This is a genomic window from Brevundimonas sp. PWP3-1b1 (genome assembly GCF_049896065.1).
GTDB classification, from domain to species: domain Bacteria; phylum Pseudomonadota; class Alphaproteobacteria; order Caulobacterales; family Caulobacteraceae; genus Brevundimonas; species Brevundimonas intermedia_B.
This window is the reverse complement of record NZ_JAFCTO010000001.1, coordinates 797,557-810,421: the sequence shown is the minus strand read 5'-3', so window position 1 is coordinate 810,421 and position 12,865 is coordinate 797,557. Positions and strand designations below refer to the sequence as shown.

At 66.9% G+C, this 12,865-nt stretch carries 13 protein-coding genes and 1 tRNA gene; 4 read left to right on the top strand and 10 right to left on the bottom strand.

Annotated features, from left to right (window positions below; genetic code table 11):
- Positions 1–4: 4 nt before the first annotated feature.
- The 5 genes from ACP69V_RS03930 to ACP69V_RS03910 form a co-directional block, all read right to left on the bottom strand.
- Positions 5–271: a hypothetical protein gene (locus tag ACP69V_RS03930; protein WP_159850074.1), complete on the bottom strand. Its 267-nt coding sequence runs from the start codon at positions 269–271 to the stop codon at positions 5–7.
- The gene (locus ACP69V_RS03925) at positions 268–627 is read right to left on the bottom strand and encodes an NAD(P) transhydrogenase subunit alpha (RefSeq protein ID WP_426022731.1); all 360 of its coding nucleotides are present in this window, start codon (positions 625–627) and stop codon (positions 268–270) included. The genes ACP69V_RS03930 and ACP69V_RS03925 overlap by 4 nt, the downstream gene beginning before the upstream one ends.
- Entirely contained in the window at positions 627–1,766 is a 1,140-nt protein-coding gene (locus ACP69V_RS03920) for a Re/Si-specific NAD(P)(+) transhydrogenase subunit alpha (RefSeq protein WP_426022730.1), read from the bottom strand. The genes ACP69V_RS03925 and ACP69V_RS03920 overlap by 1 nt, the downstream gene beginning before the upstream one ends.
- 140 nt (positions 1,767–1,906) lie before the next feature.
- On the bottom strand, positions 1,907–2,179 hold the full coding sequence (locus tag ACP69V_RS03915) for an aa3-type cytochrome c oxidase subunit IV (RefSeq protein ID WP_135195128.1): 273 nt from the start codon (positions 2,177–2,179) through the stop codon (positions 1,907–1,909).
- A gap of 78 nt (positions 2,180–2,257) precedes the next feature.
- A complete protein-coding gene (locus ACP69V_RS03910; protein ID WP_426022729.1) occupies positions 2,258–4,051 on the bottom strand; it encodes a M3 family oligoendopeptidase in 1,794 nt (597 codons plus the stop codon).
- Between the two features lie 97 nt (positions 4,052–4,148).
- On the opposite strand from ACP69V_RS03910, the gene ACP69V_RS03905 reads away from it, so the two are divergent.
- Together ACP69V_RS03905 and ACP69V_RS03900 are read left to right on the top strand one after the other, a co-directional pair.
- Complete coding sequence (locus tag ACP69V_RS03905) at positions 4,149–5,921, top strand: DUF4153 domain-containing protein (protein ID WP_426022728.1); 1,773 nt, start codon at positions 4,149–4,151, stop codon at positions 5,919–5,921.
- A 107-nt stretch (positions 5,922–6,028) separates the two neighbouring features.
- The gene (locus tag ACP69V_RS03900; protein ID WP_426022727.1) at positions 6,029–7,480 is read left to right on the top strand and encodes a sigma-54-dependent transcriptional regulator; all 1,452 of its coding nucleotides are present in this window, start codon (positions 6,029–6,031) and stop codon (positions 7,478–7,480) included.
- A gap of 154 nt (positions 7,481–7,634) precedes the next feature.
- On the opposite strand, the gene ACP69V_RS03895 is transcribed toward ACP69V_RS03900, so the two are convergent.
- The 4 genes from ACP69V_RS03895 to ACP69V_RS03880 form a co-directional block, all read right to left on the bottom strand.
- Positions 7,635–7,937: a hypothetical protein gene (locus ACP69V_RS03895; RefSeq protein WP_426024029.1), complete on the bottom strand. Its 303-nt coding sequence runs from the start codon at positions 7,935–7,937 to the stop codon at positions 7,635–7,637.
- 132 nt (positions 7,938–8,069) lie between these two features.
- A complete protein-coding gene (locus ACP69V_RS03890; RefSeq protein WP_346496369.1) occupies positions 8,070–8,345 on the bottom strand; it encodes a DUF2312 domain-containing protein in 276 nt (91 codons plus the stop codon).
- 159 nt (positions 8,346–8,504) lie between these two features.
- Positions 8,505–8,630, bottom strand: a complete 126-nt coding sequence (gene ykgO / locus ACP69V_RS03885; protein ID WP_008263184.1) for a type B 50S ribosomal protein L36 — start codon at positions 8,628–8,630, stop codon at positions 8,505–8,507.
- Between the two features lie 202 nt (positions 8,631–8,832).
- Positions 8,833–8,909: transfer RNA gene (locus ACP69V_RS03880), tRNA-Ala, on the bottom strand.
- 182 nt (positions 8,910–9,091) lie between these two features.
- Here ACP69V_RS03880 and ACP69V_RS03875 point away from each other — a divergent pair.
- Positions 9,092–10,375 carry a lytic murein transglycosylase gene (locus ACP69V_RS03875; protein WP_426022726.1) on the top strand — a complete coding sequence of 428 codons (1,284 nt, stop codon included), beginning with the start codon at positions 9,092–9,094 and terminating at the stop codon, positions 10,373–10,375.
- A 176-nt stretch (positions 10,376–10,551) separates the two neighbouring features.
- On the opposite strand, the gene cysS is transcribed toward ACP69V_RS03875, so the two are convergent.
- A complete protein-coding gene (cysS, locus tag ACP69V_RS03870) occupies positions 10,552–12,003 on the bottom strand; it encodes a cysteine--tRNA ligase (protein ID WP_426022725.1) in 1,452 nt (483 codons plus the stop codon).
- 107 nt (positions 12,004–12,110) lie between these two features.
- Between cysS and folE the strand changes: the two genes are divergently transcribed.
- Entirely contained in the window at positions 12,111–12,740 is a 630-nt protein-coding gene (gene folE, locus ACP69V_RS03865; RefSeq protein ID WP_426022724.1) for a GTP cyclohydrolase I FolE, read from the top strand.
- Positions 12,741–12,865: the final 125 nt, after the last annotated feature.

Sequence of the window (12,865 nt, the reverse complement as noted above, 5' to 3'; positions counted from 1 at the left end):
CCCCTCAAGACGTGCGCGCCAGCCGCCACAGGGCGGCGGCGATGAACAAAGGGCCGATGAAGAACAGGGCCCATTCGAAGACGCCCAACGGCCGGTCCTGGGTCACGACGCGAACCAGAATGGCCGAGAAGACCAGGGCGATGCCGCAGTCGTGCAGCCGCTGGCGCTTGATCGGAATCTTGGTCCCGAACCAGCCGTACAGCCAAAGGCCGAAACCGACGCCAGTGGCGACCCAGGATCCGGTGATGGCGATCTGAGCGGCGTCCGTCACGAAGGCGCCCCGGACGACGCATCACGCGCGGCTTTAGGAGCCGGCCGCTCCTTCTTCTTGTACATGGCCAGCATCCGCCGGGTGACCATGAAGCCGCCGAAGATATTGACGCTGGCCAGGGTCACGGCCGCGACGCCCGCGCCCTTGGCGATCCAGGCGCTGGGTCCGGTCGCATCGCCCGACACGGCCGCCGCCGCGATCAGGCCGCCGACGATGATGACGCTGGAGATGGCGTTGGTCACGGCCATCAACGGCGTGTGCAGGGCCGGCGTCACGCTCCAGACGACGTAATAACCGACGAAGATCGCCAGGACGAAGATGGCCAGGCGGAAGACGGTGGGATCGACGTGTTCCATTAGTTTGCTCCCTTAAGGCCTTCGTGCACCACGGCCCCGCCGTGGGTCACGACAGCGGCCTTGAGGATCTCGTCCTCCAGATCGACCGCTAGCACCCCGTCCTTGATCATCAGCCCGACGAAGGCCGACAGGTTGCGGGCGTAGAGGGCGCTGGCGTCGGCGGCGATGCGGCCGGGCAGGTTGGCCCAGCCGACGATGGTCACGCCGTTCGCGGTGGTCACGACCTCGTTCAGTTTCGAGCCCTCGACATTGCCGCCCGCCTCGACCGCCAGGTCGATGATGACCGAGCCGGGCTTCATCGAGGCGACATGGGCGGCGGTCAGCAGCACCGGCGCGGCGCGGCCGGGGATCAGGGCGGTGGTGATGACGATGTCCTGTTTGACCACATGGCTGGCGGTCAGCTCGGCCTGTTTGGCCTGATACTCGGCCGACATCGGCTTGGCGTAGCCGCCGGCGGTCTGGGCGTTCTTGAACTCCTCGTCCTCGACAGCCAGGAATTTGGCGCCCAGGCTTTCGACCTGTTCCTTGGTGGCGGGGCGGACGTCGGTGGCGGTGACGACGGCGCCCAGACGCCGCGCGGTTGCGATGGCCTGAAGCCCGGCGACGCCGACGCCCATGATGAAACATTTGGCCGGGGCGACCGTGCCGGCCGCCGTCATCATCATCGGGAACCCCTTGCCAAAGGCATAGGCCGCCTCGATCACCGCCCGGTATCCCGCCAGGTTCGCCTGGGACGACAGCACGTCCATGACCTGGGCGCGGGTGATGCGGGGCACGAATTCCATGGCGAAGGCGGTGGCGTTGGCGCCGGTCAGAGCCTCGACGGTGGCCTTGTCGCGCCAGGCGTCCAGCATGGCGATGACGATTGCGCCGGGCTTCAGGGCGCTGGTCTCCTGAGCCGTGGGGCCGCGCACCTTCAGCACGATGTCGGCGCCGTCCAGCACGGCGCGAGTGTCCGGCTTCACCGTCGCGCCGGCGGCGACATAGTCCGCGTCGGGAATGGACGAACCAAGGCCGGTCCCGGCCTCGACCGTGACGGTCGCGCCCAGGGCGATCAGCTTCTTGACGGTTTCGGGCGTGACGGCGCAGCGCGTCTCGCCTTCGCGACGTTCACGGGTGACGGCGATAGCGACGGCCAAGCGAATCCCCTCGTTCTTTTCGTTGAACGAAGGTTAGGCCGTTCCGGCGCAAGCCGTCAAAGCACGGTTATGCCAAAGCTTGGCCAGGTCGCGTGATTTCAGACCGCCGCAGCGGGAAATCGCGCAACCGATGAGGGGATTCAGTGCGCGGCGTCCGGTTTGGACTTCAGCGCCACGAAGCCAGCGCCGCCCAGGACGACCGCGCCGATGACGGCGGCGATGAAGCTGCCGCCCGGATGGAACCACAGGGTCAAGAACAGCAGCAGGACGGCGATGGCCAGGCTGCCCCACTTGGCCAGGTTCAGGAACAGACGGTAGGTCGAGACCTGCTCGCGCACTTCCATATGGCCGTGCAGATAGGCTTGCGCATCAGCGTCGGCAGGTGCGTTGGCGGTGTCGTGCAGGTCGGCCATGCGTTGTATCCCCTCGTCGTTATGGCGGACTTACACCGAGGCGCCCGCCCCGCTCAAGCCCGCAGTCAGCCTATCGTTTCAGGCCAGCGCTTCGAACTGGTCCACCAGACGCTCCAGCCTCTGGCAGCCCACGCTCCAGAAGGCCGGGTCGCGCGGGTCCAGGCCGAACGGCTTCAACGCCTCGACATAGGTCCGCGATCCGCCGCCGGCCAGCAGCTCGCGATACAGAGGCGTGAAGCCCGCCGAATCCTTGCGTCGCGCCTCCATCAGAGCCGCCACCAGCAGGTCGCCGAAGGCGTAGGCGTAGACGTAGAAGGGCGAATGGACGAAGTGGCTGACGTAGGCCCACCAGTGTTCATAGCCGGGGTTCAACTTGACCGACGGCCCCAGGGACGCTCCCATCTCCTCCAGCCACAGCTGGTTGATGCGCTGCTGCGACACCTCGCCCTGCAGGCGTTCGTCGTGGAAACGGGTCTCGAACCGGTGGAAGGCGATCTGGCGCACGACGGTGTTCAGCCCGTCTTCGATCCGACCGGCCAGCAGGCCGCGCTGTTCTGACTTGGGCGCGGTCGCCAGCAGGCGGTCGAAGGTCAGGCCCTCGGCGAAGATGGAGGCGGTCTCGGCCAGTGTCAGGGGGGTGTCGGCCAGAAGCGTGCCCTGATCGGCCGCCAGCGTCTGGTGAACGCCGTGCCCCAGTTCGTGCGCCAGGGTCAGGACGTCGCGCCGCTCGCCCATCCAGTTCAGGAAGACATAGGGGTGGCGGTCAGCGGTCACCGGGTGGGCGTAGGCGCCCGACTGCTTGCCCGCCCGCGCCCGGCCGTCGATCCACGGCTTGTCGAAGAAGCCGCCCGCCCGGTCGGCGAAGTCGCCGCCCAGGTCCGAGAAACTGTCCAGCACGATCTCTCGCCCTTGCGTCCAGGTGAAGGCGCGCGGCGTCGTGGTCTCGATGGGGGCGTTGCGGTCCCAGTGATCAAGCCGCGCCTTGCCCATCGCCTTGGCCTTCAGCGCATAGTAGCGGTGCGACAGGCGCGGATAGGCGGCGGCGACAGCCTCGGCCATGGCGTCCACGGCCTCGCCGTCTACCTCGTTGCCCAGGTGACGGCTGTCGGCCGGACGTTTGAAACCGCGCCAGCGATCCTCCATCGCCTTGTCGGCGGCGACCGTGTTCAGCACTAGGGCCAGGGTCGGGGCGCGGGCGGCCAGGGCCTCCGACAGGCCCTCGGCTGCGGCCTTGCGGCGTGCAGGCTTGGCGTCGGACAGACGGTTCAGCGCTTCGGCCAGGGTCAGGCCCTCGCTGCCCGCTTTCGCACGCAGGGCGGCCAGCTGCTCATCGAACAGACGCGGCCATTGGGCGGTGATCGGCCCGCGCTCGGCGATGAAGGTCTCCAGCTCGGACGACAGCTCGTGCGGCTTCATCGCCCGCACCCGCCGCAACCACGGCCGCCAGCGCGCCGCGCCGGCGTGGGCGGTCAGGGCGGCCTCCAGCGCGGCGTCGTCGATCTGGTTGATCTCAAGCGTCAGCCAGACGGTGGGGGTGGCGATGGCGGTGATCTTCTCGCGCACATCCGCCTCGAACCCCTGGGCCGTCGCATCGTCGCGCGCCGTCGAAGCCGACAGGAAGGCGTAGGCGCCCAGGGCGCCCAGCACGTCCGACGCCTGCTCATACAGATGAATGGCCCGGTCCAGCACGGCGCCCAGGCTGTCGGCGTCCTGTTCGGCGGCCAGTTTTCCCTTCAGGCCGTTCAGCGAATCCACCAAGCCCCGCGCCTTTTCCAGGTCGGCCGCGACCTTGGCGTCGTCGCGCGACGCATAGAGATCGGTCAGGTCCCACAGCGGGGCGTCGGTGCTGGGCGTCTTGAAAGGAGCGTTCATGACCACTGTTCTGGGGATGTCGGACGACAGTCGCAACCTTCCGTCACGCTTTCTCGACGGCGCCGGCCGTGCGATCCTGCATTTTGGAGACACGTGAATGACCGAGACGACGCATCAAGACACCGGCCGCACAGGCCTGGGCGGGGCGTCCGGCCTGTTCGCGATTCGGTTGGCGACCGGCCTGGTTCAGGGACTGGCGCTTTATCTGCTGTATCTGGCGGCGGACAGTCATGCCTGGCCCGCGACCCAGCCTGCCCTGTTCGGCGCCCTGGCCCTGGCGACGGGTTACGGCCCTGCGGTCATTTTGGCGGGGGCTGGGCGGATCAAGCCGTTGGCCCTGGCCCTGTGGACAGGCGCAGCCGCCGTGGTCCTGGCCTTGCTGGGCGCGCACGACGTGGCGCGTCAGGTGCTGGCGCCGCACGATGAACCGCCCTTCCTCAGCTTCCCCGTCATGGCCTTCGGCGCGGCGGCCCTGTTCATCGCCCATCACCTGATCGTTCCGGCGATCCGCGAACGGCGCTGGATCGTCGACTATCCCGAGTATTTCAACGTGGCCTGGAAGGCCGGGGTGCAACTGGCCCTGTCGCTGGGGTTCACCGGCGCCTTTTGGGTGCTGCTGCATCTGGGCGCGTCCCTGTTCAAGATGATCGGCCTCAGCTTCCTGCAGGACATCCTGGGCGAAGCCTGGTTTTCCATCCCCGTCACGGTCCTGATCTTCTCCACGGCGGTCCAGCTGACCGATGTGCGCGACGGCCTGATCCGGGGCGTGCGGACCGTGGCCCTGATGCTGCTGTCCTGGCTGTTGCTGGTGATCACCGTGCTGGTCGGCGGCTTCCTGGCGGCCCTGCCCTTCACCGGCCTGGACGGCCTTTGGGAGACGCGCAGTGCGACGGCCCTGGTCCTATCGGCCGCCGCCGCCCTGATCGTGCTGATCAACACGGCCTACCAGGACGGGCGGCCCGACAATGTGCCGCCGGTCGTGCTGAAATACGGCGTGCGCGTCGCCTCGGTGCTGATCGCGCCCCTGATCGTCCTGGCCCTGTGGGGACTGGCTCTGCGGATCGGCCAGCACGGCCTGACGCCCGACCGGATCATCGCCGCCGCCTGCGCCCTGGTCGGGGCGGTCTATGGGGCGGGTTATGTGCTGGCGGCGGCCAAGCCGGGCGGCTGGATGAAGCCGCTGGAGCGGACCAATGTCGTCGCCGCCGTCCTGTCGGTGCTGGTCATCCTGGCCCTGTTCAGCCCTTTAGCCGATCCCGCCCGGATGTCGGTGAAGGATCAGATCGCGCGGCTGGAACGCGGCGCAGTCTCGGCGCGGGACTTCGACTATGATTTCCTGAGATTCGAGAGCGGCAAGGTCGGCGCAGCCGCGCTGGAGACATTGACGCGATCCCGCGATGCCGAAACCGCGCGCCTGGCCCGCGCCGCCAAGGCCAGAACCTACCGGTCCGGCGACACGCCCAAGGCGCGTCGGGATCGCGCGGCGGCCGTTCGTCTGCAAGCCGTTGCAGGTCAGACCATTCCCGCCAGTTTCCAAACGCAGATCGAAAGCCAGGCCGATGTCCTGTTCGGCTGCTCCGTGGCCAGTCCGTGCACCGTTCGGACGCTGGATCTGAACGGCGACGGGCGAGACGACTTGCTGGTGGCGATGGCGCGGACGGTCCTGGCGTTCGAGCAGAGGGGTGACGATGGGCAGTGGCGCAAGGTCGGGCAGTATCAGGCCGCCTGCAGCCGCAATGCCGAGGCCCTGGACGGAGCCCTTTCGACAGGCGTGACCACGGCTCCAGCCGCCCTGCCGGACTTGATCGTCGGTGGTCAGAAACTGCAGGCGACGCCCGAGATTCGGTGCGACGATCCCAGCGGTCGTTAACGCGGCGGACACCATGCCCCATCACTCGATTTTCACCTCGACTTCCTAAAAATCGTCCCGAAACGATCCATCCGCGACGGGGGTGGGCGACAGCACAAGGGGCTTTCATGGCCAAGACCATTCTGGTCGTTGACGACGATCCGACCCAGCGCCGGCTGATCCAGGCGGTGCTGGAGCGGGACGGCAACGCCGTGGTCCATGCCGCCAGCGGCGGCGAGGCCATCGACCGGATGGTGCGCGGCGGCGGGGCCGACCTGATCCTGCTGGACATGATCATGCCAGAGATGTCGGGGCTGGAATGCCTGGCCGAACTGCGCAGCGCCGGGATCAACGAGCCGGTCATCGTGCTGACGGCCAACGGCGGCATCGACATGGTGGTCAAGGCCATGCAGGCCGGGGCCCAGGACTTCTTCGTCAAGCCGGTCGGACCCGAGCGGCTGCTGGTCGGCGTGCGCAACGCCATGCAGATGAAGCGTCTGACGGCCGAGGTCGGACGCCTGACCAAGCGTGTCCAGGGCCGCACCAGTTTCGACGACATCGTGGGCGACAGCGCGCCGATGCGGATGGTCAAGGCGCTGGGCGCCCGGGCCGCCAAATCCTCGATCCCCGTCCTGATCACCGGCGAGAGCGGCGTGGGCAAGGAAGTCATCGCCCGCGCCCTGCACGGCGCCAGCGACCGAGCCGGCAAGCCCTTCATCGCCGTCAACTGCGGCGCCCTGCCCGCCAATCTGATCGAATCCATCTTGTTCGGGCATGAGAAGGGCGCATTCACTGGCGCCGTCGATAAGACGCTGGGCAAGTTCCGCGAGGCGGACGGCGGCACCCTGTTCCTGGACGAGATAGGCGAACTGCCGCTGGACATGCAGGTCAAGCTGCTGCGCGCCCTGCAGGAAGGCGAGATCGACCCTGTCGGCGGCAAACGGCCGGTCAAGATCGACGTGCGCATCGTTTCGGCGACCAATCGCGACCCCGCCCAGCAGGTCAAGGACGGCGCCTTCCGCGAAGACCTGTTCTATCGCCTGAACGTGTTTCCGATCGAGGCTCCGTCCCTGCGCGATCGGCGCGAGGACATCGCGCCCCTGGTCGATCATTTCATCGCCCGCTTCAACGCCGAGGAAGGCAAGCGGATCGCCGGCTGCGCGCCCGAGACCCTGGCTCTGCTTCAAGGGTTCGACTGGCCCGGCAATGTGCGCCAGCTGGAGAATGCCGTCTTCCGCGCCATCGTCCTGGCCGATGCGCCCTTCCTTCAGCCGCACGATTTCCCCGCCGTCTCGGGCATCGCCGCCCCTATGCCGGACGCCCAGCCCCTGTATGCCGCCACGGCCGCCAGCGCCCAGGCCGATCACGCCAGTCTGACGGACCAGCCGATCCGCATCCTTGACGACCGCGGGCATCTGCGGACCCTGGAAGACATCGAACGCGACCTGATCCAGCACGCCATCGAGGTCTATGCCGGCCATATGAGCGAGATCGCCCGCCGCCTGGGGATCGGCCGCTCGACCCTGTACCGCAAGGTCCGCGAGCAGGGTCTGGAAGGTCAGTTGAAGGAAGCGGGCTGACTTGACCGTCTCCTCCCCACATCGTGGGGAGGTGGCGCGACGCGGCTTCGCGTCGTGACGGAGGGGTTCTCCCCGCATTTCCGTCGCCTGTGAGGCTTCAAGAGCCCCTCCACCGCTTCGCGGTCCCCCTCCCCACGATGTGGGGAGGAGACGGTCATTCCGATGGCTTCGGCTTCCGCCCCCACCGTCGTTTCGGCTCTTCGCCATTGGCCTTAGCGGTGATTTCCTTGAGCTTGCGGCCCTGCATGGCCGAGAGGGCCTGACCCGGCGCGCCCTTTTCAGGGTCGGCGAAGGCGCGGCCGTGGGTCTTCACGCGCTCGCTGACCGAATCGATGAACTCGCCCTCCCATTCGGACAGCGAAACGCCCGCCTTCTCTGCCGAGCGGCGGGCGCGTTTCAAAGCGTTGAGGGCAGCGCGTTTGGCGGCTTCGCGCTGCTGATCCCAAGGGGTCAGCAGCTTTTCTTTTTGGGCGCTAGCGCCCTTGGGGCTGCTTGAGCGCAGCTTGGATACGCCATCGCCCTTGGGGCCGCCCGACCGCGACAGCCCGCCTCCTGGCTTGAAGGGGGTGCGCTTCAAGCCGGGTCAGCCTCAGATCTCGCCCAGCGCCGACATGTAGAGGTCCAGGATAGCGTCCTCTTCCTGGCGCTTGGCCTTGTCCTGCTTCCTGATGCGGATGACCTTGCGCAGGATCTTGACGTCGTAGCCCTCGCCCTTGGCCTCGGCGAAGACCTCCTTCATGTCGGTCATAACGGCCTGCTTGTCCTCTTCGAGGCGCTCCAGGCGTTCGATGATGGTGCGCAGACGGCCTTGGGCCGTCGCATTGAGAATGTCGGGACCACCGTCGAAGGACGCGTCGTCAGCCATGAGGGATACTCCAGAAATCAGGCGCGGACGCTAACCATGCGACAGGTGCGACTCAACCGCGAACACGAAAAAGGCCGCGGACAGAAATCCGCAGCCTGTGGATCATAATCAAGACCCGAGCATGCGCACGCCGCCCAAGCGGCGTGCTGCAAACGCTGCTTAGCCCTGCTTCGCCTTGAAGCGCGGGTCGGTCTTGTTGATGACGAAGACGACGCCCTTGCGACGCACGACCTTGCAGTCGCGGTGGCGGGTCTTCAGGGACTTGAGCGAGCTACGGACCTTCATCGTCGGACGTCCTGAGAGAAACCAATAAGAAAGCCGCTGACCCGGTCGGATCGCGGCGGAGGCGGTCGTATAGAGAGAGGGGTTCGGAAGGTCAACCCGCCAAAGGCCAAAACGGCAGAAAACCCAGGCCCAGCCTGCTCCAGCAGTCGCATAGACCAACGTGCTCAAGTAGCCCGAAGGGCGATAGCACGCTCAAAAACTATGGAGGCCTGACCTCCGAGTCGAACGGAGGGTTTACGGGGTTGCACGCCCGTTGCGTCGCCACTCCGCCATCAGGCCGTCAGAGGGACTGCGCTAATACGCCGCATGCGGTTAAGGCGTCGACCAAAATCGCGGTTAATGACGCCAACGAGGGAGCGACAGGGCAACGCTTTCGCCTCATTGGCGCTTTATGGCTTCGAAATGGACGTTCTCGCGGATGTCATTTCGCGTCTGACCCTGGGGGCTTTAGTTTGAATCTCATGCGCTTTTCCTATCGCCTTCTTCTCATCGGCTGTGTTTCGGCCTGCGCCCCCATGTTGCCGGAGCCGCAGGTGGGTCTGCCGACGCCGCAGCCCCAGCCGCAACCGGGCGCCCCCGTCACGGCCCCTGCCCCCGCGCCGCAGACGCCGCCGCTGGCCGCCTATGACCAGCAAGGGTTCGAGGGCTGGAAACAGGGGTTCCTGGCGCGCAAGGGCGGCGCCCGCCGCGCCGACTACGCCCGCGAACTGGACGGTCTCGCGCCCGATCCGACGGTGATCCGTCTGGACCGCAATCAGCCGGAATTCTCCAAGCCCGCCGGCGCCTATATCCAGAACGCGGTGACGCCGGTGAGAATCGCCCAGGCCAAGCAGCGAATCGACCGGGTGCCGTGGTCGGTCGTCCAGCGGTTCGGCGTGCCCAGCGAAATCCTGGTCGGGGTCTGGGCGCAGGAGAGCGCCTTTGGTCAGGTGCAGGGCGATTATGACGTCATCCGCTCGCTGGCGACCCTGGCCTATGACGGTCGCAGGCGGGATTGGGCCGAGGGCCAGCTGAAGGATGCGCTGGACATCGTCGTGGACGGCCGCCGCGAGCGCGCGGGGCTGAAGGGCAGCTGGGCTGGGGCCATGGGCCAGACTCAGTTCATGCCCGACAACTATCTGCGACTGGGCGTGGACCAGGACGGCGACGGCAAGGTGGATATCTGGGCCGACGAAGCCGACGCCCTGGCGTCCGCCGCCAACCTGTTGGCCCAGGCCGGCTGGAAGCGCGGCCAGGGCTGGGGCTATGAGATCACCCTGCCCTCCGGCTTCGACTATGCCGAGGCGGAAGGTCCGAAACACAACTGGGCCTATTGGGCGGCCAAGGGCGTGCGCCTGGCCCAGGGCGGCACGCCGAACGGAGCCGAGGCGCTGGAAGAGGCGACCATCCTGCTGCCGCAGGGCGCGAACGGTCCGGCCTTCCTGGCCCTGCCGAACCACTATGTGATCCGCCGCTACAACAACTCGGTCAGCTACGCCCTGGCCATCGGCCTGACGGCGGACGGGATCATGGGCAAGCCGGCCCTGAGCAAGGCCTGGCCCAACGATCCGTCGATGTCGCGTGAGCAGCGGATCGGGGCGCAGCGCGCGCTGACGCAGCTGGGCTATGACACCCAAGGCGTCGACGGGGTGATCGGGTCCAACACCCGCGCGGCCCTGCGCCGCTGGCAGGTGGCGACGGGTCGCACCGCCGACGGCTATCTGACGCCGACGCTGGCGGACGAACTGATCCGCCGGGCGAACTGAAGTTCGAAGCCTAAGTCTCCTCCCTATCGCGCAGCGATGGGGAGGTGGCGCGGCGCGTCTTCGCGCCGTGACGGAGGGGCTGTTCAACACATTACAGGCGCCTGTGGGACTTCGAGAACCCCTCCACCGCTACGCGGTCCCCCTCCCCACGAAGTGGGGAGGAGACGTGAAGTCGGTCAGCCCTTCATCCGCCAGGTGGCGCCTTCGGGGCCGTCCATGACGACGACGTTCAGGGCGTTGAGGCGGTCTCGGATGCGGTCGGCCTCGGGCCAGTCCTTGGCGGCGCGAGCGCCGGCGCGTTGGTCCAGCAGAGCCTCGACCTCGGCCTTCAGGGCGGGATCGCCGCCCTCGAACCAGGCGTCCGGCGTCAGCGACAGCACGCCGAGCAGGCCGGCGGCTTCGGCCAGGCTCCAGCGCGCCATGGCGATGTCGTTGATGTCCGCCTCGGCGTCGTTCAGCAGATCGCGAAGGGCGTTTCCCAGCCCGAACAGCTGGGCGATGGCGCCCGGCGTGTTGAGATCGTCCTCCAGCGCGTCCAGCACCGGATTCAGGGCGTTCTCGGCCAGCTCCATCTCGGCCTCGTCCAGCGTGGCGAAGTCGAAATCGGCCAGGGCCGCGTCGGCGTCTCGCAGAACGCCATAGAGCCGATCAAGGTTCTTGCGGCTCTGCTCCAGCAGGCCCTGGTTCCAGTCCAGCGGCTGGCGATAGTGGGCGCTGAGCAGCGCCCAGCGGACGACCTCGCCCGGCATGGCCTGGACCAGGTCGTGCAGCAGCAGGACGTTGCCGACGGACTTGGACATCTTCTCGGCGTCCACGGTCAGGAAGCCGTTGTGCATCCAGTAGCGGGCGTATTCGTCGTGCGCCTGATCGTCATGGGCGTGGCCGTGGGCGCAGACGCCCTGGGCGATCTCGTTCTCGTGGTGGGGAAAGACCAGGTCGATGCCGCCGCCGTGGATGTCGATGGGCAGGCCCAGGGTCTGTTCGATCATGGCCGAGCATTCGATGTGCCAGCCAGGACGCCCCTCGCCCCAGGGCGACGGCCAGGACGGCTCGTCCGGCTTGGACGGTTTCCACAGGACGAAGTCGTGGGGGTTCTTTTTATACGGCGCGACCTCGACGCGGGCGCCGGCGATCATGTCGTCCAGGTTCCGGCCCGACAGGGCGCCGTATGACTTGTAGGACGAGACGTCGAACAGGACGTGCCCCTCGGCGGCATAGGCGCAGCCGGCATCGACGATGGCCTGGATCTGATCGACGATGGCCGGAATATAGTCGGTGACGTGGGGAGCAAGGTCGGGCGGCAAGACGTTCAGCAGGCCCATGTCGGCCAGATAGGCGGCCTCGTATCGGGCGGTGATCTCGCCAATCGGCACGCCCTCGCGGGCGGCCTTCTGATTGATCTTGTCGTCCACGTCGGTGACGTTGCGGGCGTAGATGACTTTGTCCGCGCCGTAGGTCCGGCGCAGCAGCCGCACCAGGACGTCGAACACCACCGGCGGGCGCGCATTGCCGATATGGGCGTAGTCATAGACCGTCGGGCCGCAGACATAGAGGGTCACCCGGTTCGGATCGCGCGGTTCGAACAGGCGCTTTTCACGGCGCAGGGTGTCGTGGATGTGCAGCGGCATAGGAGAGGTGGACTTCGTTTTCTTGCAGGACGGAGGGTCCGTCCCATATAGCGGCCTGACATATAGTCTATCGTTTATAGAGGCGCCTGCCTCAACGGATCGAGTTCATGAGCGTCATCCCCGCCAAGCCCGTCCTCGTCAGCGACGAAACCCCCAAGCCTGCTGAAGTTGCGCGTCCCAGCCGCGAACAGGCGCTGGACGCCGTGCGCACCTTGATCGCCTGGGCCGGCGACAATCCGAACCGTCCCGGCCTGATCGACACGCCAAAACGGGTGGTGGACGCTTACGGCGAATGGTTCGACGGCTATGACGCCGATGCGGGCAAGGAGCTGAGCCGCACCTTCGAGGACGTGACCGGTTACGACGACATGGTCATCCTGCGCGACATCGAGGTGGAGAGCCACTGCGAGCACCACATGGCTCCCTTCCTGGGCAAGGCCTATGTCGCCTATCTGCCCGGCGAGAAGGTGGTCGGCATCTCCAAGCTGGCGCGGGTGGTGGAGATCTATGCCCGGCGCCTGCAGAACCAGGAAACCCTGACCAACGACATCATCGACGCCATCGAATCGCACCTGCAGCCGCGCGGCGTGGCGGTGCTGGTGGATGCCGAGCACCAGTGCATGACCACGCGCGGAGTGCATCATCGACACGTTTCGACCATCACGACCCGCTTCACCGGCGCTTTCAAGGACGATCCTGCCCTGGCGGACCGTTTTCTGAAGCTGGCCAAGGCCTGAAGCCCGTTCTTGGGGACGACTGTCGCGTATAATTGACGTTCGGGAACGGCAGATCGTTTAGAACCGCTTTACAAGCCCGCATCGGGACGCCAAGAACCGATCAAGCCTTCGGGCGATCCATAGGG

What these genes read in the sequence shown, in the direction of transcription:
- ACP69V_RS03925 (WP_426022731.1), bottom strand. Translation starts at nt 627, where the DNA reads ATGGAACACGTCGATCCCACCGTCTTCCGCCTGGCCATCTTCGTCCTG.
- ACP69V_RS03915 (WP_135195128.1), bottom strand. Translation starts at nt 2,179, where the DNA reads ATGGCCGACCTGCACGACACCGCCAACGCACCTGCCGACGCTGATGCG.
- ACP69V_RS03910 (WP_426022729.1), bottom strand. Translation starts at nt 4,051, where the DNA reads ATGAACGCTCCTTTCAAGACGCCCAGCACCGACGCCCCGCTGTGGGAC.
- ACP69V_RS03905 (WP_426022728.1), top strand. Translation starts at nt 4,149, where the DNA reads ATGACCGAGACGACGCATCAAGACACCGGCCGCACAGGCCTGGGCGGG.
- ACP69V_RS03900 (WP_426022727.1), top strand. Translation starts at nt 6,029, where the DNA reads ATGGCCAAGACCATTCTGGTCGTTGACGACGATCCGACCCAGCGCCGG.
- ACP69V_RS03890 (WP_346496369.1), bottom strand. Translation starts at nt 8,345, where the DNA reads ATGGCTGACGACGCGTCCTTCGACGGTGGTCCCGACATTCTCAATGCG.
- ykgO (WP_008263184.1), bottom strand. Translation starts at nt 8,630, where the DNA reads ATGAAGGTCCGTAGCTCGCTCAAGTCCCTGAAGACCCGCCACCGCGAC.
- ACP69V_RS03875 (WP_426022726.1), top strand. Translation starts at nt 9,092, where the DNA reads ATGCGCTTTTCCTATCGCCTTCTTCTCATCGGCTGTGTTTCGGCCTGC.
- cysS (WP_426022725.1), bottom strand. Translation starts at nt 12,003, where the DNA reads ATGCCGCTGCACATCCACGACACCCTGCGCCGTGAAAAGCGCCTGTTC.
- folE (WP_426022724.1), top strand. Translation starts at nt 12,111, where the DNA reads ATGAGCGTCATCCCCGCCAAGCCCGTCCTCGTCAGCGACGAAACCCCC.